The sequence below is a fragment of the Gordonia sp. SGD-V-85 genome (assembly GCF_001456905.1).
In the GTDB taxonomy this organism is placed as follows: domain Bacteria; phylum Actinomycetota; class Actinomycetes; order Mycobacteriales; family Mycobacteriaceae; genus Gordonia; species Gordonia hongkongensis.
Map to the genome: position 1 here is coordinate 12,665 of NZ_LNQO01000010.1, position 15,138 is coordinate 27,802.

16 protein-coding genes and 1 tRNA gene are annotated in these 15,138 nt (G+C 67.1%); 7 read left to right on the forward strand and 10 right to left on the reverse strand.

The window, feature by feature from the left end; genetic code table 11:
• Positions 1-45: 45 nt before the first annotated feature.
• From acpM to AS181_RS13285, 3 genes are read left to right on the forward strand one after another with little or no spacing between them, the layout of a single operon-like run.
• A complete protein-coding gene (acpM, locus tag AS181_RS13275; RefSeq protein WP_058252053.1) occupies positions 46-348 on the forward strand; it encodes a meromycolate extension acyl carrier protein AcpM in 303 nt (100 codons plus the stop codon).
• Positions 348-1,616, forward strand: coding sequence for a KasA/KasB family beta-ketoacyl-ACP synthase (locus tag AS181_RS13280; protein WP_058252054.1), 1,269 nt, complete (start codon positions 348-350; stop codon positions 1,614-1,616). Before acpM ends, AS181_RS13280 begins: the two co-directional genes overlap by 1 nt.
• A 37-nt stretch (positions 1,617-1,653) precedes the next feature.
• Positions 1,654-3,105: an acyl-CoA carboxylase subunit beta gene (locus AS181_RS13285; RefSeq protein ID WP_058252055.1), complete on the forward strand. Its 1,452-nt coding sequence runs from the start codon at positions 1,654-1,656 to the stop codon at positions 3,103-3,105.
• Positions 3,106-3,178: 73 nt separating this feature from the next.
• Here the strand turns inward: AS181_RS13285 and AS181_RS13290 are convergent, their stop codons facing one another.
• The 5 genes from AS181_RS13290 to AS181_RS13310 form a co-directional block, all read right to left on the reverse strand.
• The gene (locus AS181_RS13290) at positions 3,179-3,697 is read right to left on the reverse strand and encodes a DUF3145 domain-containing protein (protein ID WP_010841193.1); all 519 of its coding nucleotides are present in this window, start codon (positions 3,695-3,697) and stop codon (positions 3,179-3,181) included.
• 128 nt (positions 3,698-3,825) lie between these two features.
• Positions 3,826-4,644, reverse strand: a complete 819-nt coding sequence (locus AS181_RS13295; protein WP_058252056.1) for a serine hydrolase domain-containing protein — start codon at positions 4,642-4,644, stop codon at positions 3,826-3,828.
• A gap of 23 nt (positions 4,645-4,667) precedes the next feature.
• Positions 4,668-5,798 (reverse strand): NDMA-dependent alcohol dehydrogenase, encoded by a 1,131-nt coding sequence (locus tag AS181_RS13300; protein WP_058252057.1) that lies wholly within the window; start codon positions 5,796-5,798, stop codon positions 4,668-4,670.
• A gap of 253 nt (positions 5,799-6,051) precedes the next feature.
• A complete protein-coding gene (fadD5, locus tag AS181_RS13305) occupies positions 6,052-7,656 on the reverse strand; it encodes a fatty-acid--CoA ligase FadD5 (RefSeq protein ID WP_058252058.1) in 1,605 nt (534 codons plus the stop codon).
• A gap of 82 nt (positions 7,657-7,738) precedes the next feature.
• The gene (locus AS181_RS13310) at positions 7,739-8,545 is read right to left on the reverse strand and encodes an enoyl-CoA hydratase-related protein (RefSeq protein ID WP_058252059.1); all 807 of its coding nucleotides are present in this window, start codon (positions 8,543-8,545) and stop codon (positions 7,739-7,741) included.
• Positions 8,546-8,747: 202 nt separating this feature from the next.
• Here AS181_RS13310 and AS181_RS13315 point away from each other — a divergent pair, with 202 nt between their 5' ends.
• The gene (locus AS181_RS13315) at positions 8,748-9,935 is read left to right on the forward strand and encodes a TetR/AcrR family transcriptional regulator (RefSeq protein WP_058252060.1); all 1,188 of its coding nucleotides are present in this window, start codon (positions 8,748-8,750) and stop codon (positions 9,933-9,935) included.
• Between the two features lie 300 nt (positions 9,936-10,235).
• On the opposite strand, the gene AS181_RS13320 is transcribed toward AS181_RS13315, so the two are convergent.
• From AS181_RS13320 to AS181_RS13340, 5 genes are all read right to left on the reverse strand, one after another.
• Positions 10,236-11,129, reverse strand: a complete 894-nt coding sequence (locus AS181_RS13320; RefSeq protein ID WP_058252061.1) for a hypothetical protein — start codon at positions 11,127-11,129, stop codon at positions 10,236-10,238.
• A 62-nt stretch (positions 11,130-11,191) separates the two neighbouring features.
• Positions 11,192-11,617, reverse strand: a complete 426-nt coding sequence (locus AS181_RS13325; RefSeq protein ID WP_058252062.1) for a pyridoxamine 5'-phosphate oxidase family protein — start codon at positions 11,615-11,617, stop codon at positions 11,192-11,194.
• 68 nt (positions 11,618-11,685) lie between these two features.
• Positions 11,686-12,438 carry an isocitrate lyase/PEP mutase family protein gene (locus tag AS181_RS13330; RefSeq protein WP_058252063.1) on the reverse strand — a complete coding sequence of 251 codons (753 nt, stop codon included), beginning with the start codon at positions 12,436-12,438 and terminating at the stop codon, positions 11,686-11,688.
• Between the two features lie 48 nt (positions 12,439-12,486).
• The gene (locus tag AS181_RS13335; RefSeq protein WP_058252064.1) at positions 12,487-13,134 is read right to left on the reverse strand and encodes a dihydrofolate reductase family protein; all 648 of its coding nucleotides are present in this window, start codon (positions 13,132-13,134) and stop codon (positions 12,487-12,489) included.
• A gap of 119 nt (positions 13,135-13,253) precedes the next feature.
• Positions 13,254-14,114, reverse strand: coding sequence for an SDR family oxidoreductase (locus tag AS181_RS13340; RefSeq protein ID WP_058252065.1), 861 nt, complete (start codon positions 14,112-14,114; stop codon positions 13,254-13,256).
• 108 nt (positions 14,115-14,222) lie between these two features.
• Here AS181_RS13340 and AS181_RS13345 point away from each other — a divergent pair, with 108 nt between their 5' ends.
• The 3 genes from AS181_RS13345 (at position 14,223) to AS181_RS13355 (ending at position 15,060) form a co-directional block, all read left to right on the forward strand.
• The gene (locus AS181_RS13345) at positions 14,223-14,612 is read left to right on the forward strand and encodes a winged helix-turn-helix transcriptional regulator (RefSeq protein WP_058252066.1); all 390 of its coding nucleotides are present in this window, start codon (positions 14,223-14,225) and stop codon (positions 14,610-14,612) included.
• A gap of 60 nt (positions 14,613-14,672) precedes the next feature.
• On the forward strand, positions 14,673-14,861 hold the full coding sequence (locus AS181_RS13350) for a hypothetical protein (protein ID WP_058252067.1): 189 nt from the start codon (positions 14,673-14,675) through the stop codon (positions 14,859-14,861).
• Between the two features lie 126 nt (positions 14,862-14,987).
• Positions 14,988-15,060, forward strand: a tRNA-Asn gene (locus AS181_RS13355).
• Positions 15,061-15,138: the final 78 nt, after the last annotated feature.

Here is a 15,138-nt window from a genome sequence, read left to right on the forward strand (position 1 = left end):
CCGGAAATCTCACATCCACGTAGGAAGACGAAAGGGAACCACACAGTGGCTGCCACCCAGGAACAACTCATTGCCGGCATCGCCGAGATCATCGAGGAAGTCACCGGCATCGAGCCGTCCGAGGTGACCCTCGAGAAGTCGTTCGTCGACGACCTGGACATCGACTCGCTGTCCATGGTCGAGATCGCGGTCCAGACCGAGGACAAGTACGGCGTCAAGATCCCCGACGAGGATCTGGCCGGCCTGCGTACCGTCGGTGACGCGGTCGCCTACATCCAGAAGCTCGAGAGCGAGAACCCCGAGGCCGCAGCTGCCATCAAGGCGCAGGTCGAGGCAGACGAGGCCTGATGACCCCCTCTTCCCTCCGCGAGTACTCCACGCTGGGTGGGAACTTCCCGAGTGTGGTGGTCACCTCCATGGTGGCCACCACCTCGTTGGGTGGGGATCTCGACTCGACCTGGAAGAACCTGCTGGCCGGCGAATCGGGCATCCGTGAGCTGACCGACGACTTCATCACCAAGTACAACCTCCCGGTGCGCATCGGTGGTCGTCTCCTCCAGGATCCCGCCGAGGAGGTCACGCGCATCGAATCCCGGCGGATGGCCTACGTCGAGCGCATCTCCCACGTCATGAGCAAGCGCCTCTGGGCGCAGGCCGGCGAACCCGACGTCGACAAGGACCGCCTCGCGGTCGTCATCGGCACCGGTCAGGGTGGCTCCGACGCGATGGTCGACGCAGTCCAGGCCATGGAGGGCACCGGCAACTACCGCAAGGTGTCCCCGCTCGCCGTCTCGATGGCGATGCCGAACGGACCGGCGGCCGTCGCGGGACTCAACGTCGGCGCACGCGCCGGCGTGATCACCCCCGTCTCGGCCTGTTCGTCGGGCGCCGAGGCCATCGCGCACGCCTGGCGACACATCGTCATGGGTGACGCCGACATGGTCGTCACCGGCGGCGTCGAGGGTCACATCGACGCGGTGCCGATCGCCGCGTTCTCGATGATGCGGGCGATGAGCACCCGTAACGAGGACCCCGCAGCGGCGTCGCGACCGTTCGACAAGGATCGCGACGGTTTCGTGTTCGGCGAGGGTTCGGCGATGCTGATCCTCGAACGCGAGGAACACGCCCGCGCACGCGGTGCACATATCCACGCCCGCCTGCTCGGTACCGGCATCACCTCCGACGGATTCCACCTCGTCGCCCCCGACCCGAGTGGTCAGGGCAACGCGCGGGCCATGACCCGGGCCCTGCAGACCGCTGGTCTGCAGCGCTCCGACATCACCCACATCAACGCGCACGCGACGTCGACCCCCATCGGCGACACCGCCGAGGCCGCGGGCATCCTCGCCGCCATCGGACAGCATGCTGCGGTGTACGCGCCGAAGTCCGCGCTCGGACACTCCATCGGTGCGGTCGGGGCGCTCGAGTCGGTCCTGACGATCAAGAGCGTCGAGGAAGGCGTCATCCCGCCGACCCTCAACCTCGAGAACCTGGACCCGGAATGCGACATCGACGTCGTGCACGGTGAACCCCGGTACGGGCAGATCGATTACGCGATCAACAACTCGTTCGGTTTCGGTGGGCACAACGTGGCGCTCGCCTTCGGTCGCTACTGAGCATCACCGCCACACCCCCGACACCCAGGAGACATCGATGACGACCTTGGCTCCCGTTGCCGGCCGCGAAGAAGCCGCCGATCCCCGCGACCCGCTGTTGCGGCTCACCAACTTCTTCGACGAAGGCACGATGTCGCTGCTCCATCCGCGCGACAAGTCGGGCGTCCAGGCCGCCGTCGGACTGGTGCACGGGGTCCGTACGGTCTCCTACTGCACCGACGGCACCGTCATGGGCGGCGCCATGGGTGTCGTGGGGTGTGCGCACATCGTCAACGCCATCGACACCGCCATCACCGAACAGGCGCCGGTCATCGGCATCTGGCACTCGGGTGGCGCCCGCCTCGCCGAGGGTGTCGAGGCGTTGCACGCGGTGGGGCAGGTCTTCGAGGCGATGGTGCGCGCCTCGGGCTACATCCCGCAGATCTCGGTGGTCGTCGGCTTCGCCGCCGGCGGCGCCGCCTACGGCCCGGCGCTCACCGACGTCGTGATCATGGCGCCGGCCGGCCGGGTCTTCGTGACCGGCCCGGACGTCGTCAAGAGCGTCACCGGCGAAGAAGTGGACATGGAGTCGCTGGGCGGCCCGACCACCCACGGCAAGAAGTCCGGTGTCTGTCACATCGTCGCCGACTCCGAGCCCGACGCGCTGTGGCGTGCACGACGTCTGGTGTCGACGTTCACCCAGCAGGGACATTTCGACCGCGAACACGCGCGGGCCGGCGACACCGACCTCAAGGCCCTGCTGCCGGAGTCGAATCGGCGCGCCTACGACGTCCACCCGGTCGTCGAGCAGTTGCTCGACTCCGGTGTCGCGGCCGACGGCGAGACCCAGATCTCGAGTTTCGAAGAGCTGCAAGCCAAATGGGCACCGAACATCGTCGTCGGCTTCGGCCGGTTGTCCGGACGCAGCGTGGGGATCATCGCGAACAACCCGCTGCGGATGGGCGGCTGCCTCAACTCCGAGAGCGCGGAGAAGGCATCGCGTTTCGTCCGCCTCTGCGATGCCTTCGGCATCCCGCTCATCGTCATCACCGATGTGCCGGGTTACTTGCCCGGCGTCGGCCAGGAGTGGAACGGCGTCGTCCGCCGCGGCGCGAAGCTCTTGCACGCGTTCGCCGAGGCCTCGGTCCCCCGGGTCACGCTGGTGACCCGGAAGATCTACGGCGGCGCCTACATCGCGATGAACTCGCGTGCGCTCGGCGCCACCGCGGTGTTCGCCTGGCCGGGCTCCGAGGTCGCCGTGATGGGCGCGAAGGCCGCGGTGGGCATCCTGCACAAGAAAGCTCTCGCCGCAGCGCCCGACGACGAGCGTGAGGCCCTGCACGACCGTCTCGCCGCCGAGCACGAGGCGATCGCCGGCGGTGTCGGCCGCGCACAGTCCATTGGCGTGGTCGACGAGATCATCGACCCGGCGCACACTCGCAGCATCATCGCCGAGGCGCTCGCCGCGGCACCCGCGCGCCGCGGTCGCCACAAGAACATCCCGCTCTGACGCGTCGCACAGACGACGAAAGTGCCCCGGTCCACGAGGACCGGGGCACGTCTCGTTGTAGTTCGTCCCCCTGCTAACCCACCCGCTGCTGCAACCAGGTGACCTCGGCGCCGGCACCGCCCATGCGGTACTGCTCGAGCGCGTTGTCCCACGCGGTTCCGAGCGCGCCTTCGAGTTCACCGGCGAGACCGGCGCTGTCGGGCTGCGATTCGATCATCGAACGCAACTGGTTCTCGCCGATGATGACGTCGCCGTTGGCGCTCGTGGAGCCGCGCCAGAGGCCGAGTCCCGGGACGTAGCAGAACCGTTCACCGTCGACACCCTCGCTGGGGTTCTCGGTCACCTCGAAACGCAGCGCCGACCACTCCCGCAGCGCCGTCACCAGACGAGCCGCGGTGCCGACCGGACCCGCCCAGTCGACAGTGGCACGCTGCATGCCGGGTTCGGCATCCTGTGCCGACCATTTCAGGTTGGCGCGCGCATTCAGGGTCGACGACAGAGCCCACTCCACATGCGGGCACAGCGCCACCGGCGCCGAGTGGATGTAGACCACTCCTGTTGTCATGTCCGCAAACTGATTCAGATTGCGCACCTTGTTCACCTCCGTTGTCGACGAGGAACGTCTTCCCCAACACACCTCGCGACAGCGGATATCACATTCGTAGGGTCAATTGTGCCCCATGATGCACGTGTTGCGCTAGTTTCTCCTGCGAGAAAAATTCAGTTCTGTGACGAGAGTTCATCAACGACACGATCGTTGAACTCGCTCCACAGCGGCTTCGCCCAGGGCCCGAAGAGCCGATCCGTCAGCACGACGCAGGCCGCGTCGAGGGCCGGATCCACCCAGAGAAACGTCCCGGCCTGACCGAAGTGCCCGAACGTCCGCGGGGAGTTCCTTGTCCCGGTCCAGTGCGGCGACTTCTCGGACCTGATCTCGAAGCCGATCCCCCAGTCGTTGGGACGGTGCTTGCCGTACCCGGGGACGAATCCGTCGAGTCCGGGGAACCGCACCGACGTCAGCGTCCCGAAGGTCTCCGGCGCCAGCAGGCGCGGATCCAGCAACTCGCGGGCAAAGGCCGCCAGATCCGCCACGCTCGAGCGTGCGGCATGCCCGGCCGGCCCGTAGAGCATCGTCGACGACATCTCCAGCGGCGCGCACACGGCTTCGGAGAGATAGCGGCCGAACTCGATACCGGTCGCCTCGGCCACGACCTCGGAGGCCACCTCGAAGCCCGCGCTCGAGTAGATCCGCTGCTCCCCCGGCGGGGCCTCGACCTCGCGGGTGTCGTAGGCCAGGCCGGACGCGTGCGAGAGCAGGTGGGCGAGGGTCGACCCCGACGGCCCGGCCGGGTCGTCGAGCTCGACGGCTCCCTCCTCGACGGCGACGAGCACCGCGTAGGCCACCAGCGGCTTCGTGACCGAGGCGAGCTCGTAGACGCGAGCGGGGTCGCCGAACTGATCGGCGACCCCGTCGCGGGTGATGATCGCCGCCGACACGTGGTCGACGGGCCATTCCGTCAGAGAATCAAGGACAGACACATCGGGTCACGTTACCCGGCTGCTCACCAGTCCTCTTCGGTGTAGCGGATGACTCCGCGGATGTTCTTGCCGTCCAACATGTCCTGGTAGCCCTCATTGATCTGGTCCAGACGGTACTGCCGGGTGATCATGTCGGCGATGTTGAGCTTGCCGATCTTGTACATCGACAGCAGCTGTGGGATGTCGAGCTTCGGGTTGGCACCGCCGAAGATCGAACCCTGCAGGTTCTTCTGGAGCAGGGTCAGCATGGCGAGATTGAGGTTGACATCGCTCTCGAGCATGTTGCCCATACCGGTCAGGACGCAGGTGCCACCCTTGGCGGTGATACCCATCCACAGGTCGACGTCCTTGCCGTGGACCTCGCCGACGGTGACGATCACCTTCTGGCACATCCCGCCGTGGGTGGTCTCCGCGATCGCCATCGCGGCCTCCTCGACCGACGCGAACGCCGCGGTGGCCCCGAACTTGAGCGCCTGCTCCCGCTTCCACTCCACCGGGTCGATGGCGAACAGGTTGCGCGCGCCGGAGATGACCGCGCCCTGCAGGGCCGCGGTACCGACGCCGCCGACACCCACGATCGCGACGTCCTCCCCCGGGCGCACGTCGCCGCTGCGGGTCGACGACCCGTAACCGGTGGGGATGCCACAGCCGCAGAGCGCCGCGACCTCGAACGGGATGTCCTTGTCGATCTTCACCGCCGATGCCTCGTGCACGACCATGTACGGCGCGAAGGTGCCCAGCAGCGTCATCGGGTAGACGTTCTCGCCGGCGGCGGTCTGGATACGGAAGGTGTTGTCCGACACCGCCTCGCCCTGCAGCAGCATGGCGCCGAAGTCGCACAGGTTGGCCATTCCCGACTGACACGACGGACACTTGCCGCACGACGGGATGAACGACAGCACGACGTGGTCGCCGACCTCGAAGTCGGTGACTCCCTCGCCGACCTCGGCCACGACGCCCGCACCCTCGTGACCACCGAGGATCGGGAACCCGGCCATCGGGATGCCACCGGTCATCAGGTGATGATCGGAGTGGCACATGCCGGCGGCTTCCATCTTGATCTTGATCTCGTGGGCCTTGGGATCGCCGATCTCGATGTCCTCGATCGCCCACGGCTTGTTGTGCTCCCGCAGCAATGCACCTTTTGTCTTCACTGAACTCCTCCGTTCGAACCCGGCGACGTCTCGCACCGGGAGGATCTACTCACTCCGACGGTTGCCGCCATGACGTGACAGTAGTCACTCAACCACAAAATTGGAACGTGTTCTAGTGCGCGTTTCTTGGCCGCGCCGATGCCGGCGGTGGTCTGGACGGATGAGACCACGACGACCTGGACGCAAGTGCTCGCGCCCAGGTCGGAGGGTGTCGATGCCGCCGAGGTGACCGACGACAGTGGATACGACGGCGTCAGTCGGCCAGGCCGGCGTCCTTGCTGCCGTAGCTCTGGCGCAGGGTCGGCTTGACGACCTTGCCACCGGCGTTGCGCGGCAACTCGTCGACGATGACGATGTCCTTCGGATGCTTGAACCGCGCGAGATTCTCGTTGAGGTACGGCTCGAGGTCGGCGAGCGTCAGGTCCTCGACGCCTTCGGCGAGCACGACCACCGCGACCGGCACCTCGCCCCACTTCTCGTGTGCGCGACCGATGATCGCCGCCTCGGTGATGCTCGGATGACCGAAGAGGACGTTCTCGACCTCGGCGCAGTAGATGTTCTCGCCACCGGAGATGATCATGTCCTTGGCGCGGTCGACGACGTAGAGGAAGCCCTCCTCATCGGCACGGACCAGGTCACCGGAGTGGAACCAGCCGCCGGCGAAGGCGTCGGCGGTGCCCTGCTCGTTCTGCCAGTACCCCTTCATCATGTTCGGGCCGCGGTAGACGATCTCGCCGACCTCACCCTGCGCGACGTCGTTGCCCTCGGGGTCGACGATGCGCGCGGTCACGGCCGGGACGACCTTGCCGATGGAGCCGATCTTGCGCAGGGCGTCCTTGCCCTCGAGTACGCAGGTGATCGGCGACATCTCGCTCTGCCCGAAGACGGCGACGTTGAGCGCCTCCGGGAAGGTCTCGTTCATCGCGTTCAGGACGGTGTCCGACGCCGGGGCCGCACCCCAACTGATCACGCGCAGTTTGAGATCGCGCGGCTTGGCCTGCTGCGCGGCACAGACGGCCTGCCACTGTGCGGGCACCAGGAAGATCGAGGTGGTGCCCTCGCGCTCGATGGTGTCCAGCATGTCGTCGGGGTCGAAAGCGCCGAGCGGATGGATCACCGAGAGGGCGCCCATGTAGAACAGGGGCGCCATGGCGCCGAGGCCGGCGATGTGGAACATCGGGGCAACACACGAGCCGATGTCGTCGGAACGGGTCTGCAGGGCCTGCAGACAGGTGACCGCCTGCGCCTGCATGTTCGTGTGGGTGAGCATGGCGCCCTTGGGCTTTCCGGTCGTGCCCGAGGTGTACATGATCAGCGCGACGGTCTCCTCGGGGACGTCGATCTCCTCGAGATCCGACGAATCCTCGGCGACGAGCGCCTCGTAGTCGAGGTGATTGTCCTTGTCCGAACCGCCGACCACGATGGTGTGCTCGATCGCTCCGGTGGAGGCGGCCGCGGCGTCGGCCAGCGGGGCGAGCAGGGTCTCGGTGACGATCACCTTCGCGCCGCTGTCGTTGACGAGGAACGCGACCTCGGCCGGGCTCATCCGGATGTTCACCGGCACGGGGATGGCCCCGATCAGGTTCGCGCCCAGAACCGCTTCGACGTACTCCGAGCGGTTGAGCAGGACGATCAGCACACGATCGCCGAACTGCACGCCGCGGCGTCTCAGCGCGGCCGCGAAGGCGCGGCTGCGCTCGTCGAGTTCCTTCCAGGTGGTGACGTTGCCCAGGAACTTCAGCGCCGCCTTGTCCGGGGTCATGAAGGCGTGGCGGCGGATCTGGTTGTTCCAGTGGTTGCGGCGCGAACGCAGCGGCTCGGTGGCCAGGTCGCTGAAGGTGTCGACGGTCGCGGTCATACGATCGGTCTCCTCGTTGTCTCTCTGGTGGTGATGGGGTCGGGAACGGTTGTGGTACAGCGATTCCGACGTGTCGCAGTGCTCACTTGGAGGCGCCGGCGAACGCGGTGATGGCCGCCTGGAACTCCGGGGACTGGAGCAGTTCGGTCTGGCCGTCGAGTTCTCGTTCGATCGCGGCCTCGAAACCGGACATCGTGTGCGCGTCGAGCGCGGCCTTCGTGAGCCGGAGCGCCGCGGCGCTCTTGCCGGCGAGCTTGCGGGCGACCTTGCCGACCACCTCGTCGAGCGCGGCACGGTCCTCGACGACGCCGTTGACGAGTCCGGCGTCGAGAGCCTCTGCGGCACGCAGCTTCTCACCGAGCAGCGCCAGCTCGTTGGCTCGCACGCGGCCGACGGCCGTGGCGAACGACATCGAGGCCGCGCCGTCGGGCATCAGACCGATGTTGACGAACGCGAGCAGGAAATACGACCTGGCCGTCGTGTAGATGAGGTCGGCACCGAGTGCGAGCGACGCACCGATCCCGGCGGCCGCACCGTCGACCGAGGCGATCACCGGGACCGGGACCGAACGCACGGCCCGGATGAGATCAGAACCTCCGGAGATGATCTGACGCGCCTGCGTCGGAGTGAACCCGGAGGCGCCGCCCGCGGTCGACTGTTCGGCGAAGCCCCGGACATCGGCGCCCGCACTGAAACTGCCGCCCGCGCCGTCGAGCACGATCACGCGGACGTCGTCGCGAGTCGACCACTCCGCCAACGTGTCCTCGATCGCCTGATGGGCCCCGCCGTCGAGGGCGTTCATCCGTTCCGGACGAGAAATCGTCAGGCGCCCGATCCCGGAGTCGTCCACCGATGTGATGACTCCGCCGCGCGTGATCTCTTCGCTCACTGCTCTCCCCACTCCAGGCCGGCTTCTCGGTAGACACAGCCCCCCGCATCTGTGCCATCGCCTAGATTACTACCACAATGCGACGCAGATCACGAGAATCTCGGTTAACTTATTGGACTCGCAAGCCGGTCTCTCCTGCGGTTTTGCCGGTCGATGCCGAAATCTGTCACGAGAACGTGGTCTCCGGATAGGCTCTGTCGTCATGACCGCCCGCCCGCAGACGTCACGCCCCGACACCGGCGCCCGGCGTCGCCGTCCCGCCGACCGGCGACGCATGATCGTCGACGCCGCGGCGAAGGCCTTCAGCGACGGCGGGTACCACGCGGTGCGGCTCGACGACATCGCCGACGCCGTCGGCATCTCCACCCCGGCGCTGTACCGGCATTTCCCGAACAAGTACGCATTGTTCGCCGAGACCACCGCCGACCTCGCGACCGGCCTGCGCGACGTTCTCGACACCGTCCCGGAGGGGTCGCCCGAGGAGTTGCCCGCACTCCTCGAGGCGATCACCGCCACCTCGTTCGACAATCGTCGCCGCGGTGGGCTGTACCGGTGGGAGTCGCGCTACCTCGAGCCCGCCGACGCCGCGATCGTCCGCGATGTCGTTGTCCACCAGCATCGTCGTGTGCGTGCCGCCGCCCGCCGGCTGCGCCCGTCGCTGACCGATCTCGACGCCAATCTCGTTGCTGCCGCAATGATCAGCGTCGCGGCAAGTCCGACAACGCATCGCGCCTCGTTGCCGGCCCGCGAGGCGACGGCGTTGATGTCGGCCGCCGCGATCGGCCTGCTCGAAGTCGAGCTGCCCGAGCCGACCGACCCCGAGCCGCCGTCGGTGACCGGACTCGCCCCGGCCGCCAAGCGCGAGGTCATCCTGACCGAGGCGATCGAGCTGTTCGCCGCCCGCGGGTTCCGGGACGTGACGATCGAGGACATCGCACACGCGGCCGACCTGCCGGCATCAGGCGTGTACCGCCACTTCCCCAGCAAGGTCGCCATTCTCGAGGCCTCGTTCTGGCGCGCGACCGACCGGGTCACGTCGGCCATCTCCGACGCGCTGGCGGCGTCGACCACGCCCCGCGAGGCGATCGCCGCGATGGTCGCCTCGTACATCCGGTTATCATCCAGCGCAACCGATCTCATCGCGATCTACGAGACCGAGATCGGGCACACGACTCCACAGGCACGCGAGGAACTACGCAACCAGCAGCGGATCACCGTGGACGAGTTCGCCACCTGGCTCACCCGCGTCCGCGACGAGCTGTCGCTCTCGCAGGCGCGGTTCCTCGTACACGCTTCCCTGAACGTGGTCACCGACCTGTCGCGTCAGTCCCTACCGCCCTCCCCCGACCGGATCGACGCACTGGCGATGCGGATTCTGTTGCACGGCTGACTATCTGATGACCGGCAAGCACGCCGGACCCCGCGCCCTGATCCGAAAGAACTACAGAACCCGAGAGACGTGCTGGGCCACTGCTCCCTGAGGTGCGAGCGAAGCGAGCCACGAAGGGCTTCGCAACGTGTCTCACCAGGCCCTTCGTGGCTCGTCGCTAACGCTCCTCGCACCTCAGGGGGCAATGGTCATGTCGTTCTTCGGATTCGGAAGGCGGTGATTGGTCGCGCCCTCCACAAGCTCCGGGCGCTCCTCAGGGAGCGATAGGACTCGCTTCTTTGGGATCAGGGAGCCGAGGCCTCACAGCACCGCGAAGTCGTCCATCAGCCAGCGACCGTCCTGCTCCACGAGGGTGACCTTGACCCGCGACTGATACGGGAATCCCTCCGGGAACTCCTGGGCGGTCTGCGGCGACTTCAGGGTCTGGTCCAGGGTGACCAGCACAACGGCCTTGCCGTCGTCGACGGACATGAGGCCCGCATTGTCGGCCGTCGCCGTCGACACCGATTCGGCCTCGGCGGATCCGCGGCGGGCGTCCTGCGAGGACTCGATGTAGGTCTGGGTGAACGCGGGCATGGAGATCTCCCGGATGCGTCGGTCGAGGTCTGCGTAGTCGGCTGAGTTGTAGGTCGAGATCTCGGCCGCGTACCGCCGGGCGGTCTCGAGGAGGGACGTTGTCGTACCGGCCGACGCGCTCGACTCGGCGCGTTCATCGGCATGCACGTACGCCACGGCGAGCACCGCCGTCGACGCCGCGAGGACGACGACCGCCACGATCAGCGCGATCACCGCCCACGGTCGGCTGCCGACCGTCGAGGTCCAACCGGTCCACCGGCGGGAACCACTCCGACGCGCCGTGGCGGGATCGAGCTTGCGGGGGGTGCGGTCCGAGCCAGGGCGTGGGTCCGCGATCTCGGTCGTGGCGTCGTCGGGCCTGTCGGCGTCGTCCGCAACGGCCGGCTCGTCGGCACCCGTGGGCTCGTCAGCCGGGCGTCGGCGCTCGGCCTTGCGGGCTGCTTTCGCCGCCTTCGCCTCGGCCTCGGCGCGGTACTTGTCGCGGTTACTGCGATTGGCCTGCAGGAACTCGTTGCCGTCGAGCGGGGTGACCTGCTCGCCCGTCGGCGATGCCTCCTGGGGAGACTCCGCGTCGACGGACTGTTCGGGCTGGTCGGACGTGGAACGCGACTTCGGCATGCGTTCAATGTAGCGAGACGTTCCCGACGAGTTCGTCTCGCTGCCGGATCACTGCCCGTCGGTCAGAGCGCACCGAGGTCCAGGGACACCCACTGTTTCGGTTCGAGGAACAGCTTGGTCTGGGGACCGTGATTCTTCTCGGCCATCTCCACGTAGGGGTCGACGGCCTGGGGCGGGAGGTAGCGTGCCGCCATCTCCTGCAGGTCGCCGCGGGTGCCCGGAACCATGTCGACCGCATCCCCCGACACGGCCACGTACATCAGCCGCGGCGACACCTCGTCGACCATGAGCGTGAACCGCCCGGCGGTTCGGATGAGCTGCAACTTGCGCGATTCGGTTCCGGTGAGCAGCCAGGGGCGACCGCCCGGCTCGTACTGGTACCACACCGGGACCGTGAGCGGCGCCCGGCCGGGCTCGGCTTCGACCGACAGCGCCGCGACATGGGGTTCGGACAGGAACGCTTCTCGTTCGGATTTCGTGAGTGCCATGATCCGACGGTAGTTCGGACCACCGACATTCTCCTCCGGGTTCGACGACCCGGAGGAGAGCGGTGTGACTACTTCCAGGGTTCGAGAACCTCGGCGGCGCGTTCGGCGAGCACCATCTGAAAGATCGGTCCGAAACTGACCCGGGCGACACCGAGTTCGGCCAGTGCCGCCTTGGTGTTCTTGGTCGGATGGCCGATCGCGTTGACCGGCAACGGCAGTTCGCTGGTGAGCCGCTTCTGCGCGGCGTCGTCGTGGAAACCGACCGGGTACAGCACGTCTGCGCCGGCATCGGCAGCCAGCTTCATTCGCTCGATCGCCCGGTCGAGGCGGTCGGATTCGTCGCCGACCTGCTTGACGAACAGGTCGGTGCGCGCGTTGATCACCACGTGGACATCGGTGGCGTCGGACGCCGCCCGGAGCGCACCCACGAAATCGGCGTGCTCCTGTGGCTCGCGAAGGCGTCCGCCCTCGCTGTGCACGGTGTCCTCGATGTTCAGACCGACGGCACCCGCGGCGATCAGGCCGTCGATGAGCGTCTTCGGGTCCTCCCCGTAGCCGGACTCGATGTCGACGGAGATCGGGACGTCGACTGCCGTGGTGATCTGCCGGATGCGGGTAGTCAGTTCCTCGAACGTGATCCCTTCGTTGTCGGGCTTGCCGATCGAGTCCGACACCGGGTGACTGCCGACGGTGAGCGCGGTGAACCCGGCGGAGATCGCGAGGTTCGCCGACCAGGCGTCCCACACCGTGGGCAGGATGACCGGGTTTCCCGGTTGGTGGAGTTCGAGCAGAGTCGTGGCCTTGCCGGCGAGTTCCGTCATGGTCCCTACAACTACGCGAGTTCCCGGTCTCATTCCACCGCCATTGCGCTACTTGCGCCAGAACAAATGGTGCGTCACGCCACTGGTGCTCGGGACGGATTCGTGGTGATACCGGCCCTCGAGCTCCTCGGGTGACTCCCAGAGTTTGAGTCCGGCGCCGATCGTGACGGGTGCGACGGCGATGTGGAGGGTGTCGATGAGGTCGGCGTCGAGGAACTCCCGGACGGTGCTCACGCCGCCGCCGATACGTACGTCCTTGCCGTCCGCCGCGGCCTTCGCCTGCTCGGCGGCCTCGGCCGGGGTCGCGTCCAAGAAGTGAAACGTGGTGTCACTCAGCGTGAACGACGGCCGCACATGGTGCGTCAGTACGAAGACGGGAGTGTGGAACGGCGGCTCATCACCCCACCAGCCCTGCCACTCATGGTCGGTCCACGGTCCGCGCTGATAACCGAACTTGTTGCGGCCCATGATCTCCGCACCGATGTTATGAGCGAAGTCGCGGGTGAAATAGTCGTCGAGGCCGCGGGTGCCACCCGGGTCGGTCCGGTTGGGCCAGCTCGCGGTGGCGCCCGCCCACGACATCAGTTCCCACGGTTCGACGCGATCACCGAAGGGACGCTCGAACGTCTGGTTCTCCCCCGCCCCGACCCCATCTTGTGAGATCGAGAAGTTCTGGACTCTGAGTAGCTGTGGCATGGTTCGGCTTCCTTGTCGGTCGGCACGAGCAATCTATGCGGACAGACTCGGTGTCGCAGCCGAACTCATCGATGCGACTCGGCGCGGAGCACGCCGGACGCCGATCGTACGACGCCGGGTCAGGCGAGCGCCTGCGCGATGACCTCCGCGACGGGGGTCGACGACCGGCCGATGAGCGACTGGAGGTCGCCGGAGTCGGTGTCCAGCTCACCGCGGCTGATCCCGGCATCTGCGCCGGCCAGCATCGCGGCGACCGGTTCCGGCAGACCCGCGCTGACGAGAGCGGCCTGGTAGTCGGCTTCGGAGAGGTCGCGGTACTGGACGGTCGCACCCGATGCCACACCGATCGCTCGGGCGAATTCGCCGTAGGTCAGCCGCTCGTCACCACCCAACTCGTAGACCTTGCCGGCCTGGTCCGAGTCGGCGGTGAGGACCGCTGCGGCCGCAGCCGCGTAGTCGGCACGAGCGGCGGCAGCGAGTTTTCCCTCACCCGCGGCACCCAGGAGCGTTCCGGTCGCCGCCGCCTGCGGGATGGCGGCCAGGTAGTTCTCCCAGTACCAGCCGTTGCGCAGGATCACGGCGGGCACCGACGACTCGTTCAGTCGGGCTTCGGTGGCGACGTGCTCGGGAGCCAGACTCAGACCGCTCGTGTCGGCGTGCAGCAGGCTGGTGTAGGCGATCAGTTCGACGGAGTTGGCCTCCGCCGCCTCGATCACGTTGGTGTGCTGGGCAACACGTTGCCCGACCGCCGAACCCGAGACCAGCAGCAACTTGTCGACGCCGACGAGGGCGTCGACAAGTGATGCCGGATCGTCATAGTCGGCGACACGGACCGAAACGCCGTGCGACACGAGCTTCGAGGCCTTCGACTCGTCGCGGACGATCGCCACCACGTCGGCGGCGGCGATGCCCCGGGCGAGTAGTTCGTCGATTACGAGTCCGCCGAGCTGTCCCGTCGCGCCGGTCACTGCTGTGGTCATCTGATTCCTCATCTCTGTCGGTTGAACGACTCCCAGTATGCACTTACTTTTCGTAAGTGCAATACGAACTGTTAGCAAGGTCTCGTCTATTCGGCTACCGTTGAGCACGTGACCGAGATCAGCGACGAGTCCCTCGAGGCGGACGTTTTCGCCCGGGACTGCTCGTCCCGGACCACACTGCAGACCGTTACCGGACGCTGGGGCAGCCTCGTGCTGATCGCGTTGGGGGAGAGCAACTATCGATTCAGCGCGCTGCGGCGACGCGTCGACGGCGTGAGCGAACGGATGCTCTCGCAGACCCTCCAGAGCCTCGAACGCGACGGCATGATCGTGCGCACCGTCCTCGAAGCCATCCCGCCGAAGGTCGAGTACCACCTCACTCCGCTCGGCAGGCAGGTCGCCGACCAGTTGAGCGGCCTGATTGAACTCGTGCAGGACAACATGCCGGCCGTCCGCGACGCCCAGGCCGACTACGACGAGCGACGCGGGGGCGACTGAAACCACTCTCGTCGGGTACACGTGGAGACGTAGGAGTCCGACGAGGAGAGGAGCGTCCCGATGACGTCACCGGAAGCCGACCTGCCGGTCGAGGCCAACGAGGCCGATGCACTCGAGCAGGCCCAGACGGCAGCGCCCGATCCCGCTGAAGGTGTCAACCCCAGCGTGCCGTTCGAGGCCGACGACGCTGACGCCGCCGAACAGGCCACCGAGGTCGAGATCGACCCCGAGGACTACCCCCGGGAGTAGCGCAGCGGGCGGCCTGGCCGCCGCATGCGGCTGACCGCCCGTTTTGTCGTCCGACATGACCATGCGCTAAAGTCTGTCCTCGGTCCTGATGACGCGCTCCACGAGCGCCGAGCAGGTCCGAGGCAGTCCCCCATAGCTCAATTGGCAGAGCATTCGACTGTTAATCGAACGGTTACTGGTTCGAGTCCAGTTGGGGGAGCAAGAGGCCCGTCACCCGCGTCGGCAGGTGACGGGTTTTCTCGTCTTCGGCAGTCGTGCCGGTCCGCATTCATATGAC